This window comes from Microbacterium sp. UMB0228, assembly GCF_002871415.1.
GTDB lineage: Bacteria > Actinomycetota > Actinomycetes > Actinomycetales > Microbacteriaceae > Microbacterium.
Genome location: NZ_PNFU01000002.1, coordinates 263,792 through 289,340, shown reverse-complemented (window position 1 = coordinate 289,340; position 25,549 = coordinate 263,792). Strand labels below are relative to the sequence as shown.

General features: G+C 71.6%; 23 protein-coding genes. 9 read left to right on the top strand and 14 right to left on the bottom strand.

The window, feature by feature from the left end; all coding sequences use genetic code 11:
• Positions 1–42: 42 nt before the first annotated feature.
• The 5 genes from CJ226_RS05525 to CJ226_RS05505 are packed head-to-tail and all read right to left on the bottom strand — an operon-like array spanning position 43 to position 4,762.
• Positions 43–846: an SDR family NAD(P)-dependent oxidoreductase gene (locus CJ226_RS05525; RefSeq protein WP_102208566.1), complete on the bottom strand. Its 804-nt coding sequence runs from the start codon at positions 844–846 to the stop codon at positions 43–45.
• 1 nt (position 847) lies between these two features.
• Positions 848–1,924, bottom strand: coding sequence for an enolase C-terminal domain-like protein (locus tag CJ226_RS05520; RefSeq protein WP_102208565.1), 1,077 nt, complete (start codon positions 1,922–1,924; stop codon positions 848–850).
• Positions 1,921–2,679 (bottom strand): SDR family NAD(P)-dependent oxidoreductase, encoded by a 759-nt coding sequence (locus CJ226_RS05515; protein WP_102208564.1) that lies wholly within the window; start codon positions 2,677–2,679, stop codon positions 1,921–1,923. Before CJ226_RS05515 ends, CJ226_RS05520 begins: the two co-directional genes overlap by 4 nt.
• A gap of 53 nt (positions 2,680–2,732) precedes the next feature.
• Positions 2,733–3,491 (bottom strand): response regulator, encoded by a 759-nt coding sequence (locus CJ226_RS05510; protein WP_102208563.1) that lies wholly within the window; start codon positions 3,489–3,491, stop codon positions 2,733–2,735.
• Positions 3,488–4,762 (bottom strand): ATP-binding protein, encoded by a 1,275-nt coding sequence (locus CJ226_RS05505; protein WP_102208562.1) that lies wholly within the window; start codon positions 4,760–4,762, stop codon positions 3,488–3,490. Before CJ226_RS05505 ends, CJ226_RS05510 begins: the two co-directional genes overlap by 4 nt.
• Positions 4,763–4,918: 156 nt before the next feature.
• On the opposite strand from CJ226_RS05505, the gene CJ226_RS05500 reads away from it, so the two are divergent.
• Genes CJ226_RS05500 through CJ226_RS05490 form a run of 3 tightly spaced genes read left to right on the top strand, consistent with a single transcriptional unit; the run spans position 4,919 to position 8,068 of the window.
• Positions 4,919–5,941: a tripartite tricarboxylate transporter substrate binding protein gene (locus tag CJ226_RS05500; protein WP_102208561.1), complete on the top strand. Its 1,023-nt coding sequence runs from the start codon at positions 4,919–4,921 to the stop codon at positions 5,939–5,941.
• On the top strand, positions 5,938–6,528 hold the full coding sequence (locus CJ226_RS05495; protein WP_062633317.1) for a tripartite tricarboxylate transporter TctB family protein: 591 nt from the start codon (positions 5,938–5,940) through the stop codon (positions 6,526–6,528). The genes CJ226_RS05500 and CJ226_RS05495 overlap by 4 nt, the downstream gene beginning before the upstream one ends.
• Before the next feature lies 1 nt (position 6,529).
• On the top strand, positions 6,530–8,068 hold the full coding sequence (locus CJ226_RS05490; RefSeq protein ID WP_062633319.1) for a tripartite tricarboxylate transporter permease: 1,539 nt from the start codon (positions 6,530–6,532) through the stop codon (positions 8,066–8,068).
• A gap of 76 nt (positions 8,069–8,144) precedes the next feature.
• Here the strand turns inward: CJ226_RS05490 and CJ226_RS05485 are convergent, their stop codons facing one another.
• The 3 genes from CJ226_RS05485 to CJ226_RS05475 are packed head-to-tail and all read right to left on the bottom strand — an operon-like array spanning position 8,145 to position 13,169.
• Complete coding sequence (locus CJ226_RS05485; protein WP_102208560.1) at positions 8,145–9,533, bottom strand: hypothetical protein; 1,389 nt, start codon at positions 9,531–9,533, stop codon at positions 8,145–8,147.
• A 34-nt stretch (positions 9,534–9,567) separates the two neighbouring features.
• Positions 9,568–11,790, bottom strand: coding sequence for a peptidase C14 (locus CJ226_RS05480; RefSeq protein WP_257996529.1), 2,223 nt, complete (start codon positions 11,788–11,790; stop codon positions 9,568–9,570).
• Entirely contained in the window at positions 11,787–13,169 is a 1,383-nt protein-coding gene (locus tag CJ226_RS05475; RefSeq protein ID WP_102208559.1) for an MFS transporter, read from the bottom strand. The genes CJ226_RS05480 and CJ226_RS05475 overlap by 4 nt, the downstream gene beginning before the upstream one ends.
• A gap of 151 nt (positions 13,170–13,320) precedes the next feature.
• On the opposite strand from CJ226_RS05475, the gene CJ226_RS05470 reads away from it, so the two are divergent.
• Genes CJ226_RS05470 through CJ226_RS05460 form a run of 3 tightly spaced genes read left to right on the top strand, consistent with a single transcriptional unit; the run spans position 13,321 to position 15,758 of the window.
• On the top strand, positions 13,321–13,971 hold the full coding sequence (locus CJ226_RS05470) for a GntR family transcriptional regulator (protein WP_102208558.1): 651 nt from the start codon (positions 13,321–13,323) through the stop codon (positions 13,969–13,971).
• An 8-nt stretch (positions 13,972–13,979) separates the two neighbouring features.
• Entirely contained in the window at positions 13,980–14,822 is an 843-nt protein-coding gene (locus CJ226_RS05465) for an SDR family NAD(P)-dependent oxidoreductase (RefSeq protein ID WP_102208557.1), read from the top strand.
• Between the two features lie 24 nt (positions 14,823–14,846).
• Entirely contained in the window at positions 14,847–15,758 is a 912-nt protein-coding gene (locus CJ226_RS05460; RefSeq protein ID WP_102208556.1) for a phosphotransferase, read from the top strand.
• A 27-nt stretch (positions 15,759–15,785) separates the two neighbouring features.
• Here the strand turns inward: CJ226_RS05460 and CJ226_RS05455 are convergent, their stop codons facing one another.
• Positions 15,786–16,373: a helix-turn-helix domain-containing protein gene (locus CJ226_RS05455; protein WP_257996528.1), complete on the bottom strand. Its 588-nt coding sequence runs from the start codon at positions 16,371–16,373 to the stop codon at positions 15,786–15,788.
• 77 nt (positions 16,374–16,450) lie between these two features.
• On the opposite strand from CJ226_RS05455, the gene CJ226_RS05450 reads away from it, so the two are divergent.
• The 3 genes from CJ226_RS05450 to CJ226_RS05440 are packed head-to-tail and all read left to right on the top strand — an operon-like array spanning position 16,451 to position 19,165.
• The gene (locus tag CJ226_RS05450; protein WP_102208555.1) at positions 16,451–17,365 is read left to right on the top strand and encodes an NAD(P)/FAD-dependent oxidoreductase; all 915 of its coding nucleotides are present in this window, start codon (positions 16,451–16,453) and stop codon (positions 17,363–17,365) included.
• Positions 17,366–17,390: 25 nt separating this feature from the next.
• Positions 17,391–17,657, top strand: a complete 267-nt coding sequence (locus tag CJ226_RS05445) for a hypothetical protein (RefSeq protein ID WP_102208554.1) — start codon at positions 17,391–17,393, stop codon at positions 17,655–17,657.
• Between the two features lie 32 nt (positions 17,658–17,689).
• Positions 17,690–19,165 carry an APC family permease gene (locus CJ226_RS05440; protein WP_102208553.1) on the top strand — a complete coding sequence of 492 codons (1,476 nt, stop codon included), beginning with the start codon at positions 17,690–17,692 and terminating at the stop codon, positions 19,163–19,165.
• 56 nt (positions 19,166–19,221) lie between these two features.
• Here CJ226_RS05440 and CJ226_RS05435 read toward each other — a convergent pair whose 3' ends face one another.
• The 5 genes from CJ226_RS05435 to CJ226_RS05415 all read right to left on the bottom strand — a co-directional run bounded on the left by CJ226_RS05435 (position 19,222) and on the right by CJ226_RS05415 (position 25,532).
• Complete coding sequence (locus CJ226_RS05435) at positions 19,222–21,375, bottom strand: peptidase C14 (protein ID WP_102208552.1); 2,154 nt, start codon at positions 21,373–21,375, stop codon at positions 19,222–19,224.
• A gap of 104 nt (positions 21,376–21,479) precedes the next feature.
• Positions 21,480–22,406, bottom strand: coding sequence for a GNAT family N-acetyltransferase (locus CJ226_RS05430; protein ID WP_102208551.1), 927 nt, complete (start codon positions 22,404–22,406; stop codon positions 21,480–21,482).
• Complete coding sequence (locus CJ226_RS05425) at positions 22,403–23,416, bottom strand: hydroxyacid dehydrogenase (RefSeq protein ID WP_102208550.1); 1,014 nt, start codon at positions 23,414–23,416, stop codon at positions 22,403–22,405. The genes CJ226_RS05430 and CJ226_RS05425 overlap by 4 nt, the downstream gene beginning before the upstream one ends.
• Positions 23,413–24,498: a dihydrodipicolinate synthase family protein gene (locus tag CJ226_RS05420; RefSeq protein WP_102208549.1), complete on the bottom strand. Its 1,086-nt coding sequence runs from the start codon at positions 24,496–24,498 to the stop codon at positions 23,413–23,415. The genes CJ226_RS05425 and CJ226_RS05420 overlap by 4 nt, the downstream gene beginning before the upstream one ends.
• Positions 24,498–25,532: an NAD(P)-dependent oxidoreductase gene (locus CJ226_RS05415; RefSeq protein WP_102208548.1), complete on the bottom strand. Its 1,035-nt coding sequence runs from the start codon at positions 25,530–25,532 to the stop codon at positions 24,498–24,500. The genes CJ226_RS05420 and CJ226_RS05415 overlap by 1 nt, the downstream gene beginning before the upstream one ends.
• Positions 25,533–25,549: the final 17 nt, after the last annotated feature.

Genomic DNA, 25,549 nt, shown 5'->3' with positions numbered 1-25,549 from the left:
GCGGATCGTCGCACGGACCGGGGACATCGGCGTGGCGGAGGCTCAGGAAGCCGGGGGCGCCTCGAACCGCTCCCGCAGCGCGGGGTCGAGCGTGATGTCCCCGAACGACGCCGTCCACGCTCCGTCGACCGCGATGGACTGCCCCGAGAGGTAGGGGGCCTCGTCGGAGAGCAGGAACGCCGTCACCGCGGCGACCTCCTCCGCACGGGCGATGCGTCCCATCGGCGGACCCTCCGCGAGCAGGCGCTCCTCCGCCGCAGGGTCGGCCGCCCGCGCGATCTGCGCCTCCAGATGCGGAGTGCGCACGCCGCCTGGTGCGACGGTGTTGGCCCGTATGCCCACTCCGCCATATGTCACGGCGACACTGCGGCTCAGGGCGTCGATGCCGCCCTTGGTGAACTCGTAGGCCGCGTGGTCCACGAAGCTCGACCGCCCGTGGATCGAGCCGATGTTCACGATCGCCCCCGCGACGCCCTGATCGAGGAACGCGGACACGGCTGTCGAGCAGCCCCAGAGGTACCCGAAGCCGTTGATGTCGACGATCTCGCGCACGACCGTCTCGTCGAGCTCGTGCAGCGGCGTGCGCTTCGTGATGCCGGCGTTGTTGACCCAACCGGCCAGCGGAGCCCTCGCGCGCGCGGCGGCGGCGACACGCTCGTGGGCCGTGCGGTCGGAGGCGTCGCCGAGCACGACCTCGGCGACGATGCCCTCCTCCACGGTCCCGGAGCCGGGAGAGCGTTCGAGCCCGACCACGATCCAGCCGTCGGCGGTGAGCCGCGCGGCCACCGCGCGGCCGATGCCCTTGCCGCTACCGGTGACCACGACGCTGCGCGGGGAAGGTGTCATGTCAGTCCCTCTCGAAACGGAAGACGGCGGGATCGAGGCCGAAGCCGAGCCCCGGAGCCGTGGGGGGCGTGACGGTGCCGGCGAACTGCGGCCCGCCCGTGACGAACGAGGGCGCGGGGTCGTAGGGATTCACCCCGCGGGCGAAGGTCTCCACCTGGATGCCGAGGTGGGCCGTGACCTCGGGGTACACGTGTCCAGACACCGGGACGCCGCGCTCCGCCGCCCAGGCGATGAGCTCGCGCGCGGGCGTGATGCCGCCGATCGCCACGACGTCGAGGCGCAGCGCGTCGACCTCGCCGACCTCGACGAGAGCCCGGAGCACGGCGGGGTCGGTCACCTCGTCGCCCACCGCCACCGGCAGTCCGGTCTCCCGGCGGATGCGGGCGACACCGGCCGCGTCCTCGGGGAGCAGCGGATCCTCCAGCCAGGCCAGGCGCGGCTCGCCCCACTGCGCGACCTCCGCCACGGCGGCCTCCGCGTCGGGCCAGCCGAAGCCCACGTCCACGACGAGTCCGGTCGATGACGGCAGCTCCGCGCCGAGGATAGCGAGGAGTTCGCGCATGTATGCCGGATCGGGAATGCGCGAGATCTTCACCTGCGCCCAGCCCTCCGCCTGCGCGAGCACCTCGTCCGCGACCTCCCGCGGCGTGCGCTGCGGAGACGGATACGCGGCGACGAGCATCCCCTCCCGCGGGGCGTCACCGGTGCCGAGCAGGGTCCACAGCGGCACGCCGGCGCGACGGGACGCGATGTCCCACAGGGCGATGTCGACGAGACCGATCGCCCGCCGCACGAGTCCCACCCGTCCGACGATCGCGCTGCCGCGGAGCATCCGGTCCCACGCGGCCGCCGGGTCGTCGGCGTCGAGCCCCACCGCGTGCGAGGCCACCAAGCGGTCGACGATCTCCGCCATCGGGGCCTCGCGCGACAGGCAGTAGGCGACCCCGGTGGTGCCGTCGTCCGCCGTCACCTGCACCGCGGAGTACTCCCGCCGCGTGACCGTCATCGCACCGAGCTGCAGCGGTGCCGGAAGGGGCAGGACCGCCGTGGCCGTGTCGATCCGGGCGACGGCGGTCATTCGGGCTTCTTCGCGAGGGGCACGCCGTAGTCCACCATGAACCCGCCGTCGACGTACAGGGTCTGCCCGTTCATGTAGCGCGACTGGTCGGACACGAGGAAGCTCACGGCCGCGGCGATCTCACTCGCGTCGGCCAGGCGCTTCGCGGGGATACGGGACAGGATCGTGTCCAGGCTCAGCGTCCCTTGCTCGACGCCCTGCCGGAACACCCCGGTGTCGACATAGCCCGGGGCGACAGCGTTGACACGGACACCGCGCGCCGCCCACTCCGCTCCGGCCGTCGAAGTGAGTCCGATGACGGCGGCCTTGGTCGTGGCATACGGCGCCCGCCCCGCGGAGCCTCGCGAGGAGATGGAGGAGATGTTGACGATGCGGCCCTCACCCCGGGCGAGCATCCGCTTCCCTGCGGCCTGGAGCGCGGAGAACACCCCGTGCAGGTTCACGTCCACGACCGCGGACCACTCATCCCACGTGAGGTCTTCGATCCCGCGATGCCGCTGGATGCCGGCGTTGTTCACGAGCACCTCGATGGGCCCGAGCTCCGCCTCGATCTCGCCGAAGACCCGATCGACGGCGGCGTGGTCGGTGACGTCGAGCTCCCGCCACAGGATCCCGGCGGGGTTCTCGCCCACGGTGAGCCCGGGGACGCGGTCGGTCGCGACGACGAGATACCCGTCCGCAGAGAGCCGCTGTCCGATCTCCCAGCCGATGCCGGCCGAGCCTCCGGTGACGATGGCGACGGGGCGCGCGGTCATGTCTCTCCTCTACCTCGGGGATTTGCTATAGCAATAGTAGGGGAGAGTTGCCGTCAGCACACTCCGGCAGGCCCTGAGGGAACGATCCGGTACATGATCTCCGGGCGACCACGCCGACCGTAGCGGTGGGCGACGTCGAGCACCCCGGCATCGAGGAGGTAGCAGAGGTACCGGTGCGTCGTGCCCGGCGACAGCGCGCAGGCGGCGGCGATCTGCCGTGCGGAACGCGCGTCCACAGGGTCGAGAGCGGCGACCACGCGCGCGAGGGTCGGCTCGGCCAGTCCCTTCGGCAGCCGAGCCGCTCCCCCGAGCGCCGGCGTGTGCGGCGACGGCGTGCGGACGGCACGCCCGCCCACCTCGATCCCCCCGGTGGCCAGGAGCCGGTCGATCTCGCTCTGCCCCAGGGGGCTCTCCCGCCCCGGGTCCCCTCCCGAGCGACGGTTCGCACGGTAGCGCTCCAGGCGTTCCTGCAGTGCCTCCTGAGTGAACGGCTTCAGCAGGTAGCCGATCACATGGGCGGACATCGCCTGCCGCACGGTCGTCCTGTCCGGCGAGGAGCTGATGACCAGGACGTCCGGACCGGATTCCCCGAGCGTCCGGAGTCGGTGGAGGACCTCGACACCGCTGATGTCCGGAAGACGCATGTCCAGCAGGATCAGATCGAAGCCGCGAGAGCCCTGTGCAGACGCCTCCTCGCCCGTGGCCGCGGTTCCCCCGACGACGAACCCGGGTGTCTCCGCCACGAACGCCCCGTGCAGCGCGCGGGCCCCGCGGTCGTCGTCGACGATGAGGACGCGGATCGGCGCCGTCATCGCGTGCCCGCCATCTCGAACGAGAATCGTGCTCCGCCCCACGGCGACGACCCGACCTCGATCATGCCGTCGCGGGAGTGGAGGATCCGGCGCACCAGCGCGAGGCCCACTCCCGACCGGCGCGATCCGGCTTTGGAGGAGTACCCGGACAGGAATATCCGTGGGGCCAGGCGCGGATCGACCCCTGGCCCGTCGTCCTCCACGGCCCCTTGAAGGCGACCGCCGTACTCTCGCAGCGTGCAGCGCACCCGGGTGGCTCCCGCCTCGCCCGCATTGCGACAGAGGTTCGCCAGCACCGACACCAGCTCGTCATCGAAGCCGGTCCTCGTGTCGAGGTCGAACTCGACCTGGGCGCCGAGGTCGAGCAGGTCCGCACGGATCGCGTGCACGGCCGCATCACGGACGGCGTCGCCGCTCGCGACACTCCCGCCCGTGTCGGGCCGCGGAACGCCAACCGGGACGACGTCCTCGATGTACGAGAGCGCCGTCGGGGCGTCTCCTCGCGAGACCAGCCCGTGGATCACGTGGAGCCGGGTGGTGAACTCGTGCGACTGCTCCTTCAAGGCCGCGGTCGTGCGACTCATCTGCGCATGCTCCAGCGCGAGTCCGTCGAGTCGGCGGAAGCGCCGTTCGACGGCGGCCGTGAGGAAGGAGCTGGCCATCGTGGCCACGATCAGCGCACCGATGCCCCAGGGCAACAGGTCTTCGAGCGCTTCTTCCCGTCTCGCTGCGATGTCGGCCTCGCGGACCCCGACTGCCACCATTCCGACGACGGCGCCCGCGTCATCCCGTACCGGGATCTTGGCCCGCAGCGCCGGGCCGGAGGGTCCGGTCTCGGTTCCGAGGAACGGTGTCCCCTCCAGGACGGAGCGATTCGTGGTCGCGACCTGCACACCGCGTTCGGACGCGAGAGGGTGAGTGATCCGCACCCCTTCGTCGTCCGTGATGACCACGTAGTACACGTCGGCCGCACGGGCGATCAACTCGGCAACCGGCTGCAGCTGCGCCGTCGCCGGCGCCAGGTCGGCGGCATCCGCGAGGTCGTCGGGCGTGCCGGCGGCCGATGCCGCCTCCACAGTCGCCCGCACGTCCGGAAGCTCGGCGAGGCTCGACGCCACCCCCTGCACCCGGTCGACGGTGGCGTCTCTGATGCTGCCGGCCTGCGCCGACAGCGCCACCGCGACCGTGATCCACAGGGACGACAGGGTGATCAGCGACGGGAGCACGAGCAGCGTGAGCCGGATGACGCGCGGGCTCGGGGACAGGGCCATGGTCGGTCGCCTCCTCGCGATCGGGTCCAGACGGGCCGCGGCGCGCCGCGCGTGGGTTTATGAGAACAATTCGCCTCGACACCCCGCGTGCGTGCCCGTGATGTCAGCCTAGGTCAGTCCCGCGGCGACGACGGCGTCCGCGCGAAGGGAGCAGCAATGAAGCATCTCACTAGACCGGCCGGTCCGCGCAGTCCGGGTGCCGCGCGACAGGTCGTCGGTCGTGTCATCGGGGGCGCGATCACGGTCGCCGCCGTCACCGTCGCGGCCATCGGGTCGATCACCTCGGCGGCGAGCGGTCAGGAGATCAACGCCTCGATGACGATCATCGCCCCCGCCGCCGCGGGTGGCGGCTGGGACGGCGTGGCCCGCGAGCTGCAGCAGGCGCAGAAGGCCAACGGACTCGTCAACAACGTTCAGGTCGTCAACATGCCCGGCGCCGGAGGGACGATCGCGCTCGGTAATGTGTCCGTCCTCAGCGGTCAGCCGAACAACCTCCTCGTGGGGGGTACCGGCCTGCTGGCGGCGACGATCCAGTTCGGCTCGGCCGCCACGCTGGAAGACGTCACTCCCCTCGCCGTGATCGTCGAGGAGTACGACGTGATCGTCGTGGCCGCCGATTCGCCGTACGAGACGCTCGACGACCTCGTGGAGGCGTGGACGAAGGACCCGAAGTCCGTTCCGTGGACGGGAGGAGGGTCGTTCGATCAGCTCGTGGTGACGGACCTCGCGCTCTCGGCCGGCATCGATCCGGTCGACACGACCTACATCTCGTCCGACGGGGGCGGCGAAGCCATCCAGGCCCTGCTCAACGGCACGGCCAACGCGGCCGCCGGCGGCTATCCCGACAACATCGATCAGATCGAGGCCGGACGCCTCCGGGCGCTCGCCCTCGTCGCGAAGGAACCCATCGACGGGATCGACATCCCCACCGCGGCCGAGCAGGGCTACGACATCTCCCTCTCCAACTGGAGGATGCTGGCCGCACCGTCGGGCCTGGACGACGGCGACGTCGAAGCACTGACCGACCTGGTGGTCGACAGCGTGGCGACCCCGGAGTGGCAGGACGCCATCGACCGCTACCACTGGACGGAGCGCGTCATCACCGGGGACGAGCTCCAGGTCTTCCTCGACGACGAGGAGAACCGCATCCGCGCCCTGTACGAGGAGATGGGACTATGACCTTCCCCGCCAATCCCACGTCCGCCTCAGCCGTGGTCGGAGACCGTCTCCGACTGGTGTCGGGGCCCGGCGTCGCCACCGTGCTCAAAGGTCTCACGATGCCCGCCCTTCTCGTGGCTTTCGCGACCTACCTCCTCGTCGGCATCCTCACCATGCGGGTGCCGGAGGGGACCACGTTCCCCGGCCCGCAGTTCTTCCCGGCGATCATCGCCGCCGGCCTGTATGCCCTCGCGGCGCTTCTCGTCGTCGGGACCGTGCGCGAACTCCGGGCCGCGCCCGCCACGGCGACCGCTCGCGCCGAGGGGACCGGCGAGATCGACGCCCCGACCGCCGAGCGCGCTGTGCGCATCGACGTGCGATCGATGGCGTGGGTGGTCGTCTCCTTCGCCGTGTTCGCGCTCGCCCTGAACGTCCTGGGCTGGCTGATCGCCGCCAGTCTCCTGTTCTGGTGCGTCGCCCGGGGCTTCGGCGCGCGCAAGCCGCTGCAGACGCTCGCCGTCGGGCTCACCGTGAGCGCGACGGCCTACATCGGATTCGACATGCTGCTCGGGCTCCCGCTCCCGTCCGGCGTCCTCGGGGGGTTCTGACATGGACGTTCTCCAGCTGCTCGGCGAGGGCTTCCTCGGCGCTCTGACTCCGGCGAACCTGCTGTGGGTGGTCATCGGGTGCGTGCTCGGCACCGCCGTCGGCGTGCTTCCCGGCCTCGGGTCCTCCATGGCTGTCGCGCTCCTTCTGCCGGTCACCTTCTCCCTCGACCCGACAGCCGCGTTCATCATGTTCGCGGGGGTGTACTTCGGCGGTCTGTTCGGCGATTCCACGATGGGGATCCTCATGAACACGCCGGGTCAGGCCTCGGCCATCGCCTCGACCTTCGAGGGGCATCGGATGGCCAAGAACGGCCGAGCAGCCCAAGCTCTCGCCACCGCCGCGATCGGCGCCTTCATCGGCGGCTTCATCGCCTCCATCGTCGTCGTCTTCCTCGCCCCTGCACTGGCCGACTTCTCGAGCCGCTTCGGCCCGGCCGAGTTCTTCGCCCTGGCCGTCTTCGCCTTCGCCGCCACCTCGACCGTCGTCTCCGACAGCGCGGTCAAGGGCCTCACCGCCCTGTTCCTCGGACTGGGCATCGCGGTGATCGGGATCGACGGCGTGTCCGGCGCGCCCCGGTTCACGATGGACTCGCCGCAGCTCTTCGACGGCGTGTCGCTCGTGACCGTCACCGTGGGGCTGCTCGCTCTCGGCGAGGTGATCTACGTCGCCTGCCTCCAGCGGCACTCCTCGGATTCGAAGCTCATCGCCCCCTCCGGCCGGCCCTGGCTGCGTCGCGCAGAGCTCAAGGAAGCCGCACCCGCGTGGCTACGAGGTACGGCGATCGGCCTTCCGTTCGGGGTGATCCCGGCCGGAGGGTCCGAGATCCCCACGTTCCTCGCGTACGGCCTGGAGAAGCGGCTCGATGCCCGGCGGAAGGTTCCCCAGTTCGGTCGCGGGGCGATCCGTGGTCTCGCGGCTCCGGAGGCCGCGGGCAACTCCACGACGAGCATGGCCATGGGGGCGCTGCTGGCCCTCGGCCTGCCCATCTCCGCCACGGCGGCCATCATGCTCGCCGCGTTCCGCCAGTACGGTCTCCAGCCCGGCCCGTTGCTGTTCGACCGCGCCCCCGATCTCGTCTGGTCGTTGTTGGCGAGCTTCTTCATCGCCATGGTCGTTCTGCTCATCCTGAACCTGCCGTTCGCGATGCTGTGGGCGAAGCTGCTCCTCATCCCGCGGCCGTACCTGTACGCGGGCATCACCGTGTTCTGCGGCCTCGGCATCTACGCCACCTCCGGGTCGCCCTTCGATCTGCTCCTCCTGCTCGGCGTGGGGCTGCTCGGCTTCCTCATGCGCGCGCTCGACTTCCCTCTAGCGCCGCTGATCATCGGGATGGTGCTCGGACCGCTCGCGGAGACGAGTCTCCGGGACGCCGCGATGAGCGCGAACGGCGACTTCTCCGTCCTCGTCCAGGGGCCGATCAGCCTCACCCTCTATGCACTGCTGGGCGTTGTGCTCGTCCTCTCCGTGCGCAACCGGCTCGTGACGCGCGCACGCACGCGCAAACCCATGCCCGAACTCCTCGAGGTCGGGGACCGGTAGGGCAACACCGGTTCGAATCGCGCACCTGGTTCGATTTCGGCCGGAAATGGAGCAAAGTGGGCGATTCGAACGGGGACTACCCCCGCAACCCTGCCACGACCGACACGGCGTGGGACTCCAGGAGCTCCAGGGCACCGGGAGCCAAGGGGGTCTGCCAGGACTGATACGCGCCACGGTCGTAGGCCTCGCGGGTCGGGAGATACACGAACCCCGGGCCGTTCGTGAGGTTCATCACCACGATCGGCGTCTCCGGGAACCGCTCCCGCAGGGTCGTCTGCAGCCGCGAGTACGCCTCGCCCGGATGCCCCACGATCACGGCGTCTCCGAGCCGCCACGCCCACACCGGATGCGACACGGTCGGCCCCTCGATGTAGCCGTCGCGAAGGTTCCGCGCCCGTCCGAGGCGCTCCTCCCGCGACCGGGGGTCGATGTCCTTCCACTCCTCGGCGAGCTCGTCCAGGGTGGGCAGGTCGCGCAGCGGCAGCTCGACCGCCGAGACGACTCCCGCCGCCCCGTCGCCGCCGTCCGCCGGGGTCCCGGTCCAGATCGCGAGCGGCGCCCCCGACTCGACGACCCCGTCCAGCGTCAGCTCCTCGCCGGGTACCGGGAGCCCGTCCAGCGCCGCGAGCACCGCGTGCCCGAGTGAGCGTCCGTGCCGGTCGGCCACCGCGACGTCACCCGTGTACTGCTCCCGTGGCGCCAACTCGCCCGAGGCCCCCTGCACGAACAGGCACGGTGCGCCGGTTGCCGCCTCCACGATCTCGCGCATCGCGCCGACGTAGTCCGGAGACACTTCGCGGTGCTGCCAGGCCAGGGTCGTCGGGTGGCAGGCATAGTTCACCAGCGTCGCCCGCACCTCCCCGTCGATGCTGATCCGGCCGATGGTCACCGTGTCGTCAGCGGTGCCCTGGGGGTTGTAGCCGACGAGCGCGCGGCCGTCGAGGTCGAGCTCCCGCTCCGCCGCGAGGGTGCAGGTACCCGTGGTCCACTCGATGAGTCCCGGTCGCGCTGCCTCCAGCGCCTCCCGCCCGGCGGCGATGCCCGCGGCAGCAAGAGCCTCCAGGTACCCGGGGATGAGCTCCCCGCCCGGCAGATGCGCATCCGCGGCGCACAGCACGGCCCCGGCGTGGGTGTGCGAGAGCGAGAGCATGAGCTGATCGGGCGCGAGACCCAGACCGTCGAGGATCGCCCCGCGCACGCCCTGCTCATCGGCGACTCGGCGCCACCACGTGCCGTCCACGGCGAGCAGCACCCGGGGCCGCTCGTCCGCGGCGACCACGGCGAGCGCGGTCAACGCGAACGGCCGGTGCGCCCCCTCGGAGCGCTCCCAGTCGGCCGGGCCCCAGTTCTTGGCGCGGATGCCGACGGGCGGTGTGATGTCGCGCCGGGCGACGCCGATGCGCGCCCGCGTGCGTGGGATGCGGATGCGGTCTCCGAGGTGCGTCGCCGCTGCGGTGTCGTTCACGCGTGGTCCTCCCTGATGTCCATGATGCCGTCCGTCATGCGCTCGCCAGCACGTCCGCGATGACGACGCGCGGTCCGCCCTCCGGCAGTGCGGTCTCGACGCCGCGTTCGACGGTGTCGCTGTACAGCAGCGTCGACGGCTCGGCGAACCCGTCCGCCAGCCGCAGTCCTCCGCCGACGAACTGGCTGCCGGTGACGCGGGCGTGGTTGACGCCGGTCCCGATGTCGAGGTGCGCCGCGCCCTTCGGCACGGTCGAGGTCACGCCACTCACCCGCCAGGTGACGACGCCGGCACCGGCGGCCCTGCTCAGCAGCGCGCCGTCCGTCCGCTCCGTGGAGAGCTCGACGCCGTCCAGAGCGACGAGCTGATCGCGCACCGCGGTCGCGGTCAGGCGCACGTCGCGCACGGCACCGCCGCGGATGGTGACCGTGGCGGCGCCGAGCTCGAAGGGCGCACCCGCCGCCGGGCCGCTGAGGCGGCAGTCCACGAACTCGACCGGACCCGACCCACGGGCCTTCACCCCGTCGATCCCCGTGATCGTGCAGTCCACGAAGCGCACGGGAGCCGTGACCGGGGTCTGCACGAGCACCTGGTCCTTCGGCAGCGCGAAGGTGGAGTCCGCGATCACGGTCGGCCGCGACGAGCGCTGCGACCGCTGTCCGATCGCCAGAAGTCCCGCGGTGCACCCGCGCACCTGGGCGCCGTCGGCGTTGATGGTCATGGTCGCCTGCGGATCGAAGGTCGAGCGGCCGATGACCCGCACGTTCTCCAGCGTCAGATCGCTGATCTTGGTGCCGGCGACGAACCAGGAGCAGACGTGGTCGCGCACCGTGATGCGCTTGGCGGCCGTGCCCCACTGCGCGCCGGAGTTGGCGATGTCCATGAGCCCGGAGTTGCCGATGAAGGTGAGGTCGTGCTCGTACTGGCCGTGCGTGGTGAAGGGGTTGCCGCCCTGATCGTCGCCGTCGCCGTGGCAGTTCTCGACGAGGCAGTACGCGCTGGCGGTGAGGTCGTTCAGGTGCCGGGCGTTCGACGAGGTGCAGTCGCTGACCCGTCCATAGAGGCTGTAGATCTGCTGCGTCAGGTAGCCGGCGCCGCCGTAGAACACGGTCGGCGGGTTCTCCACCGAGCAGCGCTCCGTCGTGAAGTGCGTGTTCCAGCGCCGCATGATCACGGGCCACCAGGTGCGGCTCGCGTGCACGTCGGCGACGTCGCAGTGGATCGCGTACTCGAAGGCGATCGGGTGAGAGCCGGTGAGCTCACGGGAGTCGGGGAAGGAGCCGTCGGCGGGACCGTCGAAGGGTCCGGCGCCGAGGAACCGCATGTTCGCGATGCGCACGCCCGCGACCGGTTCCATCTGCCGCCAGACGAGCTTTCGCCCCGTGTCCAGCGGCCAGCCGTTGAGGTAGTCGATGCGGATGTGGGTGCCGTCGATCTGCTGCGTCACCTGCACGAACCGCTGCAGCTCACGTTCGTCCGCCCCTCCTCCGGCGACGGGATCGCACTGCACGGCCCACCAGGAATCGACGGGGAACCGGGAGGCATCCGGCACGGCGACGGCGTCGGTCAACTCGGGCCAGGCCTCGGCCAGCGCATGCTCGACCGTCACGTCCTTCGACACCCCGGTGAAGAACATCACGGCGCCGAACGGGTTGTCGTGCGTGTTCTTCTCGATGCCGTCGGTCGTGATGAGGTGTCCGCCGAAGTCGATCTCGACGTACGACCGGGTGAAGCGGTGCCGGCGCTGGAACAGGAGATCCGTGCTCGCCTCGATCCGGCGGATGCGGGGATCGTTCACCATCGCGGCGAGCGCGTCGTCGGCTGGATTCTCCGGTCCCGTGATGCCGAAGACGCGGAAGTCGACCGTCCCGTCATGCTGCAGGACCCAGCGGGTGTCGTGCTTCCCCGCGATCACCGTGCCGCCGTTGGGCGTGGTCTTCGCGTTCTCGCTGCCCACGTACACGAGCAGCCCGGCATCGCCGGGCTTCCGGTACCCGGCGACGACCGCCACCTCACCGTCGCGGGCCCGCAGGCGGCCGAGGTCGGCGACGGACTCCGCTCGCGTGACGTCCTTGGCGCCGGCGACGACCGGGGCGGCCTGCGCCGGTGCCGTGCTCGCGAGCGCGCCCGCCGTGCCGAGCGCGACCGCGCCGAGCCCGGCCATGAGCGCGCGGCGGCCGGTGGACCGCACTCGCTCCGCACCATCCGCCGCTTCCGTGGCGTTCACAGGGCCGTCGGTCGTCGATGCATCGATCACGATGTGCTCCTCTCCCGCCGCGCCGAGTCGGTCTCTGCCGCGTCGCGCAGCGCAGCCGGGACGGTGAAGTCCGCCCGGCGGCTGAGCACGAAGGCGATCGTCGCCCCGAGCAGCGTGAGCCCCGAGATGAGGAGCAGGCCCCACACCGCCGACCCCGTGGTCTGGCTGATCCAGCCGATCGCGTAGGGTCCCGCGAAGCCGGCGAGGTTGCCGACCGAGTTGATGAAGGCGAGGCCGGCCGCCGCCGCCGTGCCGATGAGCACCATGGGCGGCAGGCTCCAGAACAGCGGGGTGGTCGAGAAGAGCGCCGACATCCCGACGCACAGCGCCGCGAGGGCGAGCACCGGCGTGCCCTGGGCCGCGACCGCCGCGATGAGCGACAGGGCGGTGATGCTGAGCGTGATGCCGATCTGCAGCGGGATGTTGCCCTGCTTCCGGGCGGCGCGCTCCCACGGCAGCATCACGAGGGCCGCGCACAGGTTGGGCAGCGCCACGAGCCAGCCGGTGGTGGCGTTCGAGAAGTCGCCCATGCTCTTCACGATCGTCGGCAGCCACATCCCCAGCCCGTAGGCACCGAACACGACGCCGAAGAAGAGCACGATGAGCGTCCAGAGGCGCCCGTTGCGGAACACCTCGCCCAGCCGCAGGCGCCCGTGCCGCTGCTCGGTCGCCTGGGTCTCGGCGGCGAGCGTGTCGGTGATCCAGCGCTGCTCGGCGGGGGTCAGCCAGCGCGCGTCCTGCGGGCGGTCGGGGAGCCAGAAGAACACGACGAAGGCGAGCAGCACAGCCGGGATGCCCTGCAGCAGGAAGACGAGCTGCCAGCCGTCCAGACCCCACAGCCCGTGCAGCTCCAGCATCCAGCCGGACAGCGGAGCGGCGACCGCGTTGGCGATCGGGTTCGAGAGCACGAAGACGGCGAGCACCTGCGTGCGGTACTGCCGCGGGAACCACAGCGTGAGGTAGAGCAGCACGCCGGGGAAGAACCCGGCCTCCGCGATGCCGAGGATGAAGCGCGCGATCGCGAACTGCGTCGCGTCCTGGACGAACGCGGTCAGCGCCGCGACGATGCCCCACGAGATCATGATGCGGGCGATCCACTTGCGGGCGCCGAACTTCTCCAGGAGCAGGTTGCTCGGCACCTCGAACAGCAGGTAGCCGATGAAGAAGATGCCCGCCGCGAAGCCGAACGCGGCCTCGGTGATCTGGAGGGCGGCCGTCATCTCCAGCTTCGCGAAGCCGGCGTTGTTCCGGTCGATGTAGGCGACGAGGTAGAGCAGGCCGAGGAACGGACCGAGTCTCCAGATCGCCTTCTTCATGGCGGCGGCTCCCCGTGCCTCCTCCGCGGCGCGCGCCTGCGCGAGCGTCTCTCTGCCGGACATGACAACTCCTTCGTCATCGGTTTCGGGTTTTGCTATAGCATGTAGCACCGCACGGTTCCTGTCTAGTCCCGGCCGCATGCCATAGCATCGACCGAGCGAGGGAGCCCCGCTCGACGAGCACCGGGCCGCGCGAGATCGAGAAGGGCCCCGGATGCGCAGCGTGTCGGATCAGAACATCGCCGAGCAGGTCGCGGACGAGCTCCGGGCGGCGATCCACTCCGGAGAGCTCGCACCCGGCGAGCGCCTCGTGGAGCGGAAGCTCGCCGACCGACTCGGCGTCAGCCACATCCCCGTGCGCGAGGCCCTGACCCGGCTCGCCGAGGAGCGCCTCATCACCCGGGAGCCCCGCCGCGGTGCCCGCGTCGCCCAGCTCAGCGCGCAGGACCTGGAGGAGATCTCGAGCCTGCGGATCGTGCTGGAGCAGTTCATGGCGATCCGGGTGCAGGAGCGGTGGAACGACGAGTCGGCGGCCCGGCTGGAAGCCATCATCCAGGCCATGGCGGCGGCGGCGCCGGGCGATGTGGCCGAGGTCCTGCGCCAGGACCGCCTCTTCCACGAGACCCTCGCCGACCTCGCCGAGCACCGGTTCCTCGACGAGCTCAGCGCCCAGCTCCGCGGCCGGATCGCCGGGTTCATCCAAGCGGCCAACTCCGCCCTCGACCCCGCCGAGCAGGAGGAGCACGTGCGCAGCCACCAGCAGATCGTCGACGCCATCGCGAGCGGCGATCCGGAGCAGGCACGCGCCGTGATCGCCGAGCACGTGACCAGGGCCGTCCGCCGCATCACGCCGTCGGCCGAGTGAGCGCCGCCGTGGCCGCACGCACCATCGTCCTGACGGGAGCCTCGGACGGGATCGGAGCCGCCGCCGCCCGCCAGCTCGCCGGATCCCCGCACCGCATGCTCCTCGTGGGCCGTTCGCCCGACAAGATGCGGGCCGTCGCGGACGAGACGGGCGCGGAGTGGTTCACCGCCGACTTCGCGCGCCTCGACGACGTGCGCGCGCTCGCCGCCCAGCTCGCGGACACCGTGGGTGCAGCGGGCATCGACGTGCTGGCCAACAACGCCGGCGGCATCTTCGGCGTCCGCACCCCCACGGTCGACGGGCACGAGAAGACGATGCAGGTGAACCACCTCGCCCCGTTCCTGCTGACGAACCTCCTGCTCCCGCAGCTGCTCGCCGCCCGCGGCGCGGTCGTGAACACCTCCAGCGTCGCTCACCGCCTGTTCGGGCATCTCGACGTCGACGACCTCGACAACACCCACCGGTACTCCCCGAACAAGGCCTACGGCGACGCCAAGCTCGCCAACGTCCTGATGGCGAAGAGCCTGCACGAGAAGTTCCATGCGCAGGGGCTCAGCGCGGTGGCCTTCCACCCCGGCACCGTGGCGACGAACTTCGCCGCCGAGTCGTCGAGCATCATGCGCCTCGTCTACCGCACCCCGCTGCGCCGCCTCGTCCTCATCGGCAGCGACCGCGGCGGCGCGACGCTGCGCTGGTTCCTCGAAGGCACGCCGGGCGAGACCTGGATCTCCGGCGGCTACTACGACGAGCGCGTCCTCAGCACCCGCGTGAACCCGCAGGTGAACGACCCCGCTCTCGCCGAGGCCCTCTGGCGGCGCAGCGCCGAGCTCGTCGGCGTGGCCGGGGGCTGAGCGCCCGCCGTCTACGCTGGGGCGATGGCGCGCCTCGACTGGACCCAGCTCCCTCCCGCTCTCCGAGCCCGGGTCGAGGAGTTCGCCGGTTCCCCGGTGGCCCGGGCGCAGTCGCAGGACGGCGGCTTCTCCGCGGGACTGGCCTCACGGCTGACCTTCGCCGACGGACGGCGGCTGTTCGTCAAGGCGGTGCAGGAGTCCGCGGAGGGCACGTTCGCGCTCTACGTGCGGGAGGCCGAGGTGCTCGGCGCGATCCCCCGCTCCCTCCCCGCCGCGCACCTCGTCGACGCCTTCACCGCGGACGGATGGGCGGTGCTTCTCATCGAAGACGTCGAGGGTCGTCATCCGGAACGCTCGGCCACCGCGCCCGACACCGCGCACGTCCTGGATGCGGTCGCCGCCCTGGCCACCGCCGAGGTGCCGCGCACGCTTCCCCGCCTCGCCGACGAGCTGCACGACGACTCCGGATCCTGGCGACGGCTCGAGGAGGCCGGGCTCCTGGAGACGACCACGCCGTGGTGCGCGCAGAACGTCGACCTCCTCCGCACGGCGGCGGAACGCGTGGGCACCGCGGTCGCGGGCGATCGGCTCCTGCACGCCGACCTCCGGGCCGACAACATCCTCATCGAGGCCTCCGGCCGCGCACGGCTGCTCGACTGGCCGTGGGCGGCCCGCGGCGCGGGGTGGGAGGACGCCCTCCTCTACCTGCTCGACCTCCGCGTCGAGGACGCCGCGGCCGAGGTCGGCCCCCTGCTCGATCACCCCGTCTTCGCCGGATCGACCACGGAGGACCATGTCGCCCTCCTGTCCGCCGCGGGCGGCGCCTGGTTCGAGAAGTGCCGTCTTCCCGCGCCGGACGGGATGACGACGCTCCGCGACTTCCAGCGCCGGGAAGCGGTCATCGCCACCGACTGGATCGCCGAGCTCGTCCGCTGATCGCCCCCGAGGCGGCGGCGTCCGCCGTCATCCCTCGGGCTGCGCGCCCGACTCGCCCGCGTGGACGCGTTCGCCCTGTCGGCCGAACAGGCTGAGCACCTCGGCGGGCTTTCCGTCCGCGCTCCCGAACCAGTGCGGCACGTGCGTGTCGAACTCGGCGACCTCTCCGGCTGCCATGCGCAGATCTCGCGTGCCGAGGATCAACCGCATGGTGCCGCTGAGCACGTAGAGCCATTCGCGCCCCTCGTGCGCCCGGGGGCGCGGAGTCACCTGGCTCCCCGGGATGAGGATCTTCCAGGCCTGGACCGGGCCGGCGTGCGGGGTCAGCGGTACGACGATCCGGCCGTGCACGCGGCGTGGCTTCAATCGCACGCGCGGATCGCCGACGTCGGGCGCCCCGACGAGGTCGTCCAACGGCACCCGGTGGGCGCGGGCGAGCGGGAGGAGAAGCTCGAGGCTCGGTCGGCGTTGCCCGGTCTCCAACCGCGAGAGCGTGCTCGTGGAGATCCCCGTGGCGTCGGCCAGGTCGGTCAGCGTCATCCCCCGCTGCTTCCGGAGCCACCGCAACCGCGGGCCCACGCCGTCGAGCGTCGCGTCGATCTCGTCCCCCTGCACGTCCTCAGTCTGGCCGCATTTCCCAGGAGCGGCAAAGAAGTTTGCCGCCCCGGCACCTGCGGGGCGACTCTCGTGGCATGAAGAGATTCGATGTGCTCATCGTCGGCGGCGGTGCCGCGGGCCTCAGCGCCGCCCTGGTCCTGCTCCGCGCTCGGCGCACGGTCGCGATCGTCGATGCGGGGGAGCCCCGCAACGCCCCCGCGGCGCACCTGCACGGCTTCCTCTCCCGGGACGGCGCCGCACCCGCTGCGCTGCTCGCGAGCGGTCGCGACGAGGTCGCGGGCTACGGAGGCACGATCATCGACGGACGCGTCGCCGAGCTGTCCCCGGGCTTCACGGCCACCCTCGACGACGGGCGACGCCTGGAGGCCCGTCGGGTGCTGGTCACCACGGGCCTGCGCGACGAGATCCCCGACATCCCGCAGCTGCGCGAGCGCTGGGGGCGAGACGTGCTGCACTGCCCGTACTGCCACGGCTACGAGGTGCGGGATCGCGCTCTCGGGGTGATCGGCGGCACGGCCGCGTCGGTCGCCCACGCGCTCCTCATCGCCCAGTGGTCCGCCGACGTCGTCTACTTCCCCCACACACGGCCGCTCACGGACGACGAGCGGGAACGTCTCGACGCGCGCGGCGTCCGGGTGCATCCGGGGGAGGTCTCCCGCCTCATCGTCGAGGCCGACCGTCTCCAGAGCGTGGAGCTGAGCGACGGCACGCGCGTCGAGCGCGCCGCGGTGTTCGTCCGCCCCGAGATGCGCGCTCACGACGCCCTCCTCCACGTTCTCGGCTGCGAGACCGAGGAGAGCGGGTGGGTCCGGCACGATGCCGGCGGGCGCACGAGCGTGCCAGGGGTCTCCGTCGCCGGGAACGTCGCCGATCCGCGTGCGCAGCTCATCACCGCGGCCGGACAGGGCTCCGCCGCCGCGATCGCCCTCAACGCCGACCTCACCGACGACGACCTCGCCGCCCAGCTCGCGACCCACCGCGGTGCCTGACCCCCGAGAGAGAAGGAACACAGCAATGTCCGCAGCACCCGCCCCGACGGCGACCCCCGTTCCCCCGCCCGCGCAGCATCAGCTCGCGCTGATGATCTGGATCGCCGTCTTCCCGACCCTCACCGTCTTGAACCTGGTCCTCGCCGCCCCGCTTTCCGGACTCCCGATCGTCGTGCGCACGCTGGTGCTCGTCACCATCGCCGTCCCCCTTGTGATCTACCTGGAGATGCCGCTGCTGCACCGCGTCCGCCGCCGGATCCACGGTCTTGTGACGGCGCGTCGGCGAAGGTAACGTTCTCCCGTTCCTGACGAGAGAAGGCGACGATGCCCCGGACAGATCGACCTCGTTCCACGACGTCCGTGTGGCGCCGCAAGCCCGTCAGCGACATGACGGAGGAGTCGGGCGGGAGCGGTCTGTTCCGGACGCTCGGGCTCTGGCAGCTCACCGCGATCGGCGTGGGCGGCATCGTCGGCGTCGGGATCTTCTCGCTCGCCGGGCTCGTCGCCCACGGCGACGCGACGACACCCGCCGTGGGTCCCGCCGTCGTCCTCTCCTTCCTCATCGCCGGGCTCGCGTCGGCAGCGGCCGCGCTGTCGTACGCGGAGTTCGCCGGCATGATCCCGCGGGCCGGTTCCGCCTACAGCTACGGCTACGTCGCGCTCGGCGAACTCGTCGGCTGGTTCATCGGCTGGGACTTGCTCCTGGAGTACGTCGCCATCGTCGCCGTCGTCGCGATCGGCATCTCCGGCTATCTCGACGCGTTCCTCTCCGGATTCGGGCTGGAGCTGCCGACCGCGATCACGGAGACCGCCGACCAACCAGGCGGCGTGGTCAACATCCCGGCCATCCTCATCTGCCTGTTCGTGACATTCCTGCTGAGCCGAGGCACCCGCACGTTCGGCCGCTTCGAACTCGTCGCCGTGGCCATCAAGATCCTCCTCGTGGTGTTCATCGTCGTCCTCGGCGTCTTCTTCATCGACCCCGCCAACTACGACCCGTTCCTGCCGAACGGCTTCGGCCCCGTCTTCACCGGTGCCGCGACGGTGTTCTTCGCGGTGTTCGGCTACGACGCGATGAGCACGGCCGCCGAGGAGGCGAAGGACGGGCGTCGGCACATGCCGAAGGCGATCATCCTGTCCCTCGTGATCGCCATGGTGCTCTACGTCGCCGCGACGCTCGTGCTCACGGGCATGCAGAACTACCAGGACATCGATCCGAAGGCGGGCTTCGCCTCGGCGTTCACGGGAGTGGGGCTCCCGGTCGTGGCTTCCGTCATCTCGGTGTTCGCCGTCGTGTCGATCCTCACCGTCATGCTCACGTTCCTGCTCGGCGCCACCCGGGTGTGGTTCAGCATGAGCCGCGACGGACTGCTCCCCGGCTGGTTCGCGCGGGTCGACCGCCGCGGCGTCCCGCAGCGGGTCACCTGGATCACGGGGCTGGGCGCGGCGTTCTTCGCGGGGGTGTTCCCCATCCGCGCCGTCGCCGACCTCACGAACATCGGCATCCTCGCCGCCTTCGTCGTCGTCTGCATCGCCGTGATCGTGTTCCGCTACACCAAGCCGGATGCGCCGCGGACGTTCCGGCTGCCGTTCATGCCCGTGGTCCCGATCGTCGGCGTGGGCTTCTCGCTCTTCCTCATCTCGCAGCTCCACCCCGAGACGTGGCTCCGGTTCGGGGTCTGGCTCGTGATCGGACTCGTCGTGTACTTCGCCTACAGCCGTCGGCACTCGCTCCTGAACCCGGACAGCCCCCGGCACCGCCCGGGCACGACTTCGGAGACCCCCGGCGACACGCCGTAGACGGGGCCGGGGAGGCGGCGGGTCGCGCCGCAGCTCCGAAGTCGTGCCCGGCGGGATCAGCCGACGACGAGGTTGGCGGTGTCGACGACGCGGTCGCCCTCGGCGGGGAACGCCGTGCGGGTGACGCCGGCCTCCACGTTGCCGGTGTGCAGCAGCGTCGAGCCGGCCCCGAAGGCATCGTCGCGGAGCTCCAGGGAACCGCCCTCGAACCGGTTGCCGACCGCGCGGTAGTGGGTCGCGCCGCTCGTCACGGCGACGTGCGTGGTCGCCCCCTCGGCCCGGAAGGTGCTGTCGGCGAGCGTCAGGTGCAGTTCGCCCGCACCCGACCGCGACACCGTCGTCCCGCCCTTCGCCGACACCTCGGACCCCGCGATCTCGACGACCTGGCGGTCCTTCCCGGCGGCCGCGATGCGGGCGTTGCGGAGCGTCGAGCCCTCGATGCGCAGCTTCGCCGTCGCGGAGGCGATAGGGGCGGCATCGTCCGCCGCGGTGAGGGTCGAGCCACGGAAGGTGACCGCACCCGGGCCGTTGATCTTCATGCCGCCCACCCGGTCCAGCACCGTGTCGACGAAGGTCACGGGCGTCTTCACCGTCGCGTTGGTGAGCTCGCCGGGAGCGACGAACGTGAAGTGCGAGTCGGCGATCACGGTCGGCCGGGCGGAGTTGTCGGAGGCCTGGGTGATGATGAGCGTGTCCGACGCGGTGCAGCCGCGCAGCTGCGCGCCGTCCGCGTTGATCCACAGCATCCCGGAGCCCGAGAGCGAGGGCTTCCCGATCACCTGCACGTCCTCCAGCGTCAGGTCGGTGATGCGCACGCGCGCGAAGAACCACGAGCACACGTGCTTGCGGACGGTGATGCGCTTGGCCGCCGACCCCCACGCCGCCCCGGAGTTCGCGAACGTCATGAGGCCGGAGTTGCCCGTGTAGGTGAGGTCGTGCTCGTACTGGCCGTGCGTGACGAAGGGACCCTGGTCGTCGCCGTCGCCGTGGCAGTTCTCCACGAGGCAGTAGGCGCTCGCGGTGAAGTCGTTGAGGTGCCGGGCGTTGGCGGTGTGGCAGTTGGCGACATACCCGTACAGGCAGTAGATCTGCTGCGTCAGGTAGCCGGCGCCGCCCCACGTGACGGAGGTCGGGTTCTTCAGCGTGCAGCTCTCCGTGGTGAAGTACGTGTTCCACCGGCGCTGGATCAGCGGCCAGAAGGTCGCCGTGCCGTCGATGTGGTCCACGTCGCAGCGCACCGCGTACTCGAAGGCCAGCGGGTGCGACCCCGTGTACTCGTCCGTGCCCTTGCCGAGGAACTTCAGGTTCGACACCGTCACGTCCTGCACCGGCTTCACGTGCCGCCAGGTCATCGTGCGGTCCTTGCCGAGCGGCCAGCCGTTCTTGTAGTTCACGCGGATGTGCCGACCGTCGACGATCTGGGTCACCTGGACCAGCCGCTGCAGCTCGCGCTCCCAGCGACCAGACAGCGCGTTGACCTCGGCGGCGTACCACTCCCCGACCGCGAAGAACGACGAGTCGGCGACGGGGAAGATGTCGGCGAGGTCGGGCACGTCCTCGCCGAGCTTCGCCTCCTGCACCGCGTCGGTCACCTCGCCGCGAAAGAACATGACGGCCGCGAAGGGGTCGTCCTTCCCGGCGTTCTCGATGCCCTCGGTCGTCATGAGGTGATTCCCGAAGTCGAACGCGATGTTCGACCGGGAGAATTTATGACGGCGGACGAAGTTGAGGTCGGTGTGCCCCTCCACGCGCCGCACCCGGGCGTCGCCCACCATCGCGTCGAGCGCGTCGTCCGCGGGCGCGGAGGCGTCCATGATGCCGAACTTCCGGAAGTCGACCGTGCCGTCGTGCACGAGCACCCAGGCGCCGCCCTTCGGCCCCGCGAGCACCGTGCCGCCGTTGGCCGCGGGGGCGTCCTTCTTCACGAAGCGGTAGAGCCCGTCGCCGCCGTCGCCGGGGGCCGCGTAGCCGCTCGTGCGCACGAGGTCGCCGTCCTTGCCCTTGCGCGTCGCGAGGGCGGTGGCGACGCCTCCGTGCGCGACGTTCTTCGAGCCCGACGACTCCTGCGGCACGACGGGTCCTGCGGCCTGGGCGGCGGCGGGGGCGCCGATCGCGGCGACCCCGCCCAGGGCGGCGGCACCGAAACCGGCGAGCAGCATCCGTCGACTGCGCAGCGCCGCGGTCTCGGTGGTGGTGTCCAGCTGGGTCATGCTCATCCTCCTTGCGGCGTCCTCGCCGCGGTCAGGCGTCCGGCCCTCGGCCGGATCGCGGTCACCGATCAGTCCCCGATCCCCAGCGCTCTCCGAGCGGATGCTCAGAAGTAGTCGCCCGCCGTGAAGTGGCGGATGCCGTCCACCCGGGCCTCGCGGCGCAGCGGTCGGATCATCCCGGTGCGGTCGTCCTGCCGCGCGGCCGCCGGAGCGAACGCCCGGACGGCGGCCTCTTCCGCGGCGAGCGCGGGGATGGCCAGCTCACAGACACGGACGCCCGCTGCGGCCCAGTCCGCGGCCACGGCCTCCAGCACGGCGCGACGCAGCGCGGGCGAATCGGCCGCAGTGGGATCGGTCGCGCTCTCGTGCAGCAGCCCGACGCCGTCGCGCACCTCCGCCACCGCGTACCCGACCGTCGCGTCCGCCTCGGCGAGCCGGTACAGCGTCGCGCCCCGCAGTCGCACCTCCGCCATCGTCCAGTCGCGGTCGCCGCGCACCGGGGCGAGCACGACCACACCGGTGCGGGAGCGCTCGTAGACCGCACGCAGCGGGCCGAGGACGCCGAGTCCCACGGACTCGCGCACGACCGAGGCGGGCTCCACGGCCGTCGCCGACGCCGCCCACGGTCCTGCCATCGTGCGGGGCATCGAGAAGGTCGTGAAGCCGCTCGACCGGTACACCTCGGGGGTTCCGGTGAACAGCAGGGCCCAGTCGGCGTCACCCGCCGCGTCCAGGGTGGCGGCCACGAGCCGGCGGGCCAGTCCCCGGCCCCGAGCCCGCTCGGCGACCGCCACGCTGCCGATCGCGTGCACCTGTGCCACGCCGCCATCGGTCTCCCGCAGGCGCTTCGGCAGGCCGTAGATCGACCCGCACACGCCCTCGTCGTCTTCCGCGACGAGCGTGTGGCTCAGCCGCTCGTCGTCCACGAGCCACTGGTCCGGCGCGAGGGGCGGCGTGAAGGCGGCCGCCCACAGTGCCGCGAGAGCGGCCTGGTCCTCCGCCCGCGCCGACCGCACGACCACGGCGCTCATGCCATCGAGGAGAGCTGGGCGCGGTCGACGGCGTGTGCGAGCGGACGCCCCGCGGCGAAGGCGTCGAGCTCGTCGGCGACGATCCGCCCCTGCCGCAGCCGGCCCTCCCTGGTCCCGGCCGCGCGGTGCGGGGTGAGCAGCACGCGCGGCGCCGAACGGAAGGGACTCTCCGCGGACAGCGGCTCCTCGTCGAACACGTCGATCGCGGCACTCAACCGGCCACGACGCAGTTCGGCGAGCAGGGCGGCCTCGTCGACCAGCCAGGACCGCGCCGTGTTGACCAGGCCGGCACCGTCCGGCATCAGCGCGAGCTCGCGCGCACCGATCAGGTGATGCGTCTCCGGCAGGGTCGGGGCGTGCACCGCGACGATCTGCGCACGGCGGAGTGCCTCGTCGAGCGTCACGAGCTCCGCCCCGAGGGACGACGCCTCGGCCGCGTCGAGCGTGGGATCGACGAGCAGCGGCTGTGCGCCGAGCGCACGGAGAAGCTCGAGGTACGCGCGCCCGGTCCGGGAGGCGCCGATGACCGCGATGGGGGCGCCGAGGATCTCGTGCTGCACCCCGACGGCCTCCGCGTCCCACCAGCCGTCGCCGGAGCGCAGCGCGTCGTGCATCTCCGGCACCCGGTGCAGCAGGGCGAGCGTGAAGGTCAGCGAGACCTCCGCCACCGACCGGGCCATCCCCGCCCCGGCCTGCGTCACCCGCACGCCGCGGTCGAACAGCGCGTCGGTCGCGAAGGGCTTGATCGTGGCCCCGGTGTGCGCGATGAGCTCGAGCTTCGGAAGCGTGGCGAGCACGGCGTGATCGAAGGGACCCACGCCCCAGCTCGTCACCACGACGCGCGCCTCGTCGAGCACCGCATCTGTGAGCCGGTCCACCCGCACGAACGTCCCGCCGAGCCGCGCCGCGACGGCCTCCAGCCGCGCTGCGTCATCCGGCGAGAAGAACTCGGCGAACAGCTCCGCGGAGCAGGCCGCGACCACGGTCGGAGCGCTCGTCCCTGCGGTCATCGCAGCCAGGCCTCGAGGTTCTCGGCGATGAACGCGTCGTCGTTGAGCTCCGGGTACGCCTGCCGGACGCGGGCGATCTCCTCCGCCTGCCCCGCGGAGAGGCCCTCGGCCGGGTCGAGGCACCAGATGCCCTCGAGGAGGCCCTGCTGGCGGAGCATCTCGTGCACCCCGGCGATGACCCCGTGGAAGTCGTTGCCCGGGTCGAACACGGCCTGGTTCACGTCCACCATGTCCGAGGCACGGCGGCCCACCTCGCGGTAGGCCTCCGCGTCGCCCGCCAGCGCGCGGTGCACACGCTCCAGCAGCGCGACCGCCGCGTGCGTGCCGACCGCCCACTGGCCGAGCAGCCCGCCGACGAACCGGAGGGTGCGCCGGCCGGACGGGGAGTCCACATGGAACTCGGAGAGCAGGTCGGCGACGATCGCGTCGTCGTTGCCCGTGTACAGCGCGATCTCGTCGGCGCGGCCCGAGGCGGCCACACCCCGCACGAGCTCCAGCGTGCGATAGCGGTCGAACGGCGCGGCCTTCACCGCGACGACCGACGGGATCGCGGCGAACTCCCGCCAGAACTCGCGGTCGAGCACGGGACCGCCGATCGCGGTCTGCAGATAGAAGCCGACCAGCGGCAGCACCTCGCCGACGGCGCGGGCGCGGTCGAGCAGGGCACGCTCGTCCGCACCCGCGACGCGGGGACTCACCAGCACGGCGTCGTAGCCGAGGGAGCGGGCGAGCTCCGCCTCGGCGACCGCCTGGGCCGTGTCGCCCGCCACTCCGGCGATGCGCACGAGGGTCGCATCGTCGCGGGCGTCCATCTCCTCCGCGGCCAGCGCGAGCACCGGCTCGAAGAGCGCGTGCTCCGGGTCGCGGATCTCGAACTGCGTCGTGTGCACGCCGACGGCGAGGCCGCCGGCCCCGGCGTCGAGGTAGTAGCGGGAGAGCGCCCGCTGCCGCCGCTCGTCGAGCGTGCGCGCGGCGGTGAGGGCGAGCGGATGCGCCGGGATCACGGCACCGCGGGCGAGGGTCGCGGCGGCCTCAGGGCGCAGTGACGGCACGGTCGCCGTCCGCGCAGCGGCGTCGGTCATCAGAACTTCCCGTCCCGGACGGCCCACTTGGTGGGCTTGGCGATCATCGGCAGCCCGTCGCTGATCCAGCCGGCCTGCATGCGGATGAGCTCCTCGGCGGAGACGGACGGGTAGCCGAACAGGGCCATGCAGCGGCGGGCGTCGCTGAGCAGCGCCGTCGGCTGCGGCTCGTCGACGATCTCGACCTCCCGCTCGAACAGCTCGCCGAAGCGGTGGGCGATCGAGGAGACGCTGAGCAGCTCCGGACCGGTGAGGTTGATCACGAAGGGGTCGGTCGAGGCATGCACGAGGCTGCGCAGCACGACCTCGTTCGCGTAGCCCTGCCAGATCACGTTGACGTTCGCGGTGGCGACCGAGACCGGCTCGCCCGCGTGCACGGCGCTGCCGATGTCGGCGAGCACCCCGTAGCGGAGGTCGACGGCGTAGTTCAGGCGGATGATCGCGACCTTGGTGCCGCGCTCCTGCGCCCCGAACTCGAACACGCGCTCCCGACCGAGGCAGGACTGCGCGTACTCGCCGATCGGCGCGGGCATGGTCTCCTCGGCGGCACCGCCCGAGGTGGCAGGGACGAACGGGTACACGTTCCCGGTGGAGAGCACCGAGATCGCGCTGTCGCGGTACCGGCGGGCGATGCGGTCGGGAAGAGCCGCGTTGACCTCCCACGCCCAGGAGGCGTTGGTCGCGGCACCGAACTTCGCGCCCACCATGAACACCACGTTCGGGGCATCAGGGAGACCGGCGAGGTCGTCGTTCTCGATGAGGTCGAACGGCACGACGCGGACCCCCGCGGCCTCCAGGCGCTCGCGGATGGCGGCGTCGCCGAAGCGGGAGACCGCGTACACGGCGTCGTCCGTGCGGCCGGCGGCGTCCAGGCCGCGCCGGGCGAGCATCGCCAGGGTCGGTCCCATCTTGCCGCCGGCACCGAGGATCACGAGGTCTCCGGAACCCTGGGCGAGGTCGGCCACGAGCCCGTCGCTCGGGGTGGCCAGCGCCTCCTCGAGCTCGGCCTCGGAGGCGAATGCGTACTGCGTCATGGTCGTGCGGTTCCCTT

What these genes read in the sequence shown, in the direction of transcription:
- CJ226_RS05525 (WP_102208566.1), bottom strand. Translation starts at nt 846, where the DNA reads ATGACACCTTCCCCGCGCAGCGTCGTGGTCACCGGTAGCGGCAAGGGC.
- CJ226_RS05520 (WP_102208565.1), bottom strand. Translation starts at nt 1,924, where the DNA reads ATGACCGCCGTCGCCCGGATCGACACGGCCACGGCGGTCCTGCCCCTT.
- CJ226_RS05515 (WP_102208564.1), bottom strand. Translation starts at nt 2,679, where the DNA reads ATGACCGCGCGCCCCGTCGCCATCGTCACCGGAGGCTCGGCCGGCATC.
- CJ226_RS05510 (WP_102208563.1), bottom strand. Translation starts at nt 3,491, where the DNA reads ATGACGGCGCCGATCCGCGTCCTCATCGTCGACGACGACCGCGGGGCC.
- CJ226_RS05505 (WP_102208562.1), bottom strand. Translation starts at nt 4,762, where the DNA reads ATGGCCCTGTCCCCGAGCCCGCGCGTCATCCGGCTCACGCTGCTCGTG.
- CJ226_RS05500 (WP_102208561.1), top strand. Translation starts at nt 4,919, where the DNA reads ATGAAGCATCTCACTAGACCGGCCGGTCCGCGCAGTCCGGGTGCCGCG.
- CJ226_RS05495 (WP_062633317.1), top strand. Translation starts at nt 5,938, where the DNA reads ATGACCTTCCCCGCCAATCCCACGTCCGCCTCAGCCGTGGTCGGAGAC.
- CJ226_RS05490 (WP_062633319.1), top strand. Translation starts at nt 6,530, where the DNA reads ATGGACGTTCTCCAGCTGCTCGGCGAGGGCTTCCTCGGCGCTCTGACT.
- CJ226_RS05475 (WP_102208559.1), bottom strand. Translation starts at nt 13,169, where the DNA reads ATGTCCGGCAGAGAGACGCTCGCGCAGGCGCGCGCCGCGGAGGAGGCA.
- CJ226_RS05470 (WP_102208558.1), top strand. Translation starts at nt 13,321, where the DNA reads ATGCGCAGCGTGTCGGATCAGAACATCGCCGAGCAGGTCGCGGACGAG.
- CJ226_RS05460 (WP_102208556.1), top strand. Translation starts at nt 14,847, where the DNA reads ATGGCGCGCCTCGACTGGACCCAGCTCCCTCCCGCTCTCCGAGCCCGG.
- CJ226_RS05450 (WP_102208555.1), top strand. Translation starts at nt 16,451, where the DNA reads ATGAAGAGATTCGATGTGCTCATCGTCGGCGGCGGTGCCGCGGGCCTC.
- CJ226_RS05445 (WP_102208554.1), top strand. Translation starts at nt 17,391, where the DNA reads ATGTCCGCAGCACCCGCCCCGACGGCGACCCCCGTTCCCCCGCCCGCG.
- CJ226_RS05440 (WP_102208553.1), top strand. Translation starts at nt 17,690, where the DNA reads ATGCCCCGGACAGATCGACCTCGTTCCACGACGTCCGTGTGGCGCCGC.
- CJ226_RS05435 (WP_102208552.1), bottom strand. Translation starts at nt 21,375, where the DNA reads ATGACCCAGCTGGACACCACCACCGAGACCGCGGCGCTGCGCAGTCGA.
- CJ226_RS05430 (WP_102208551.1), bottom strand. Translation starts at nt 22,406, where the DNA reads ATGAGCGCCGTGGTCGTGCGGTCGGCGCGGGCGGAGGACCAGGCCGCT.
- CJ226_RS05425 (WP_102208550.1), bottom strand. Translation starts at nt 23,416, where the DNA reads ATGACCGCAGGGACGAGCGCTCCGACCGTGGTCGCGGCCTGCTCCGCG.
- CJ226_RS05420 (WP_102208549.1), bottom strand. Translation starts at nt 24,498, where the DNA reads ATGACCGACGCCGCTGCGCGGACGGCGACCGTGCCGTCACTGCGCCCT.
- CJ226_RS05415 (WP_102208548.1), bottom strand. Translation starts at nt 25,532, where the DNA reads ATGACGCAGTACGCATTCGCCTCCGAGGCCGAGCTCGAGGAGGCGCTG.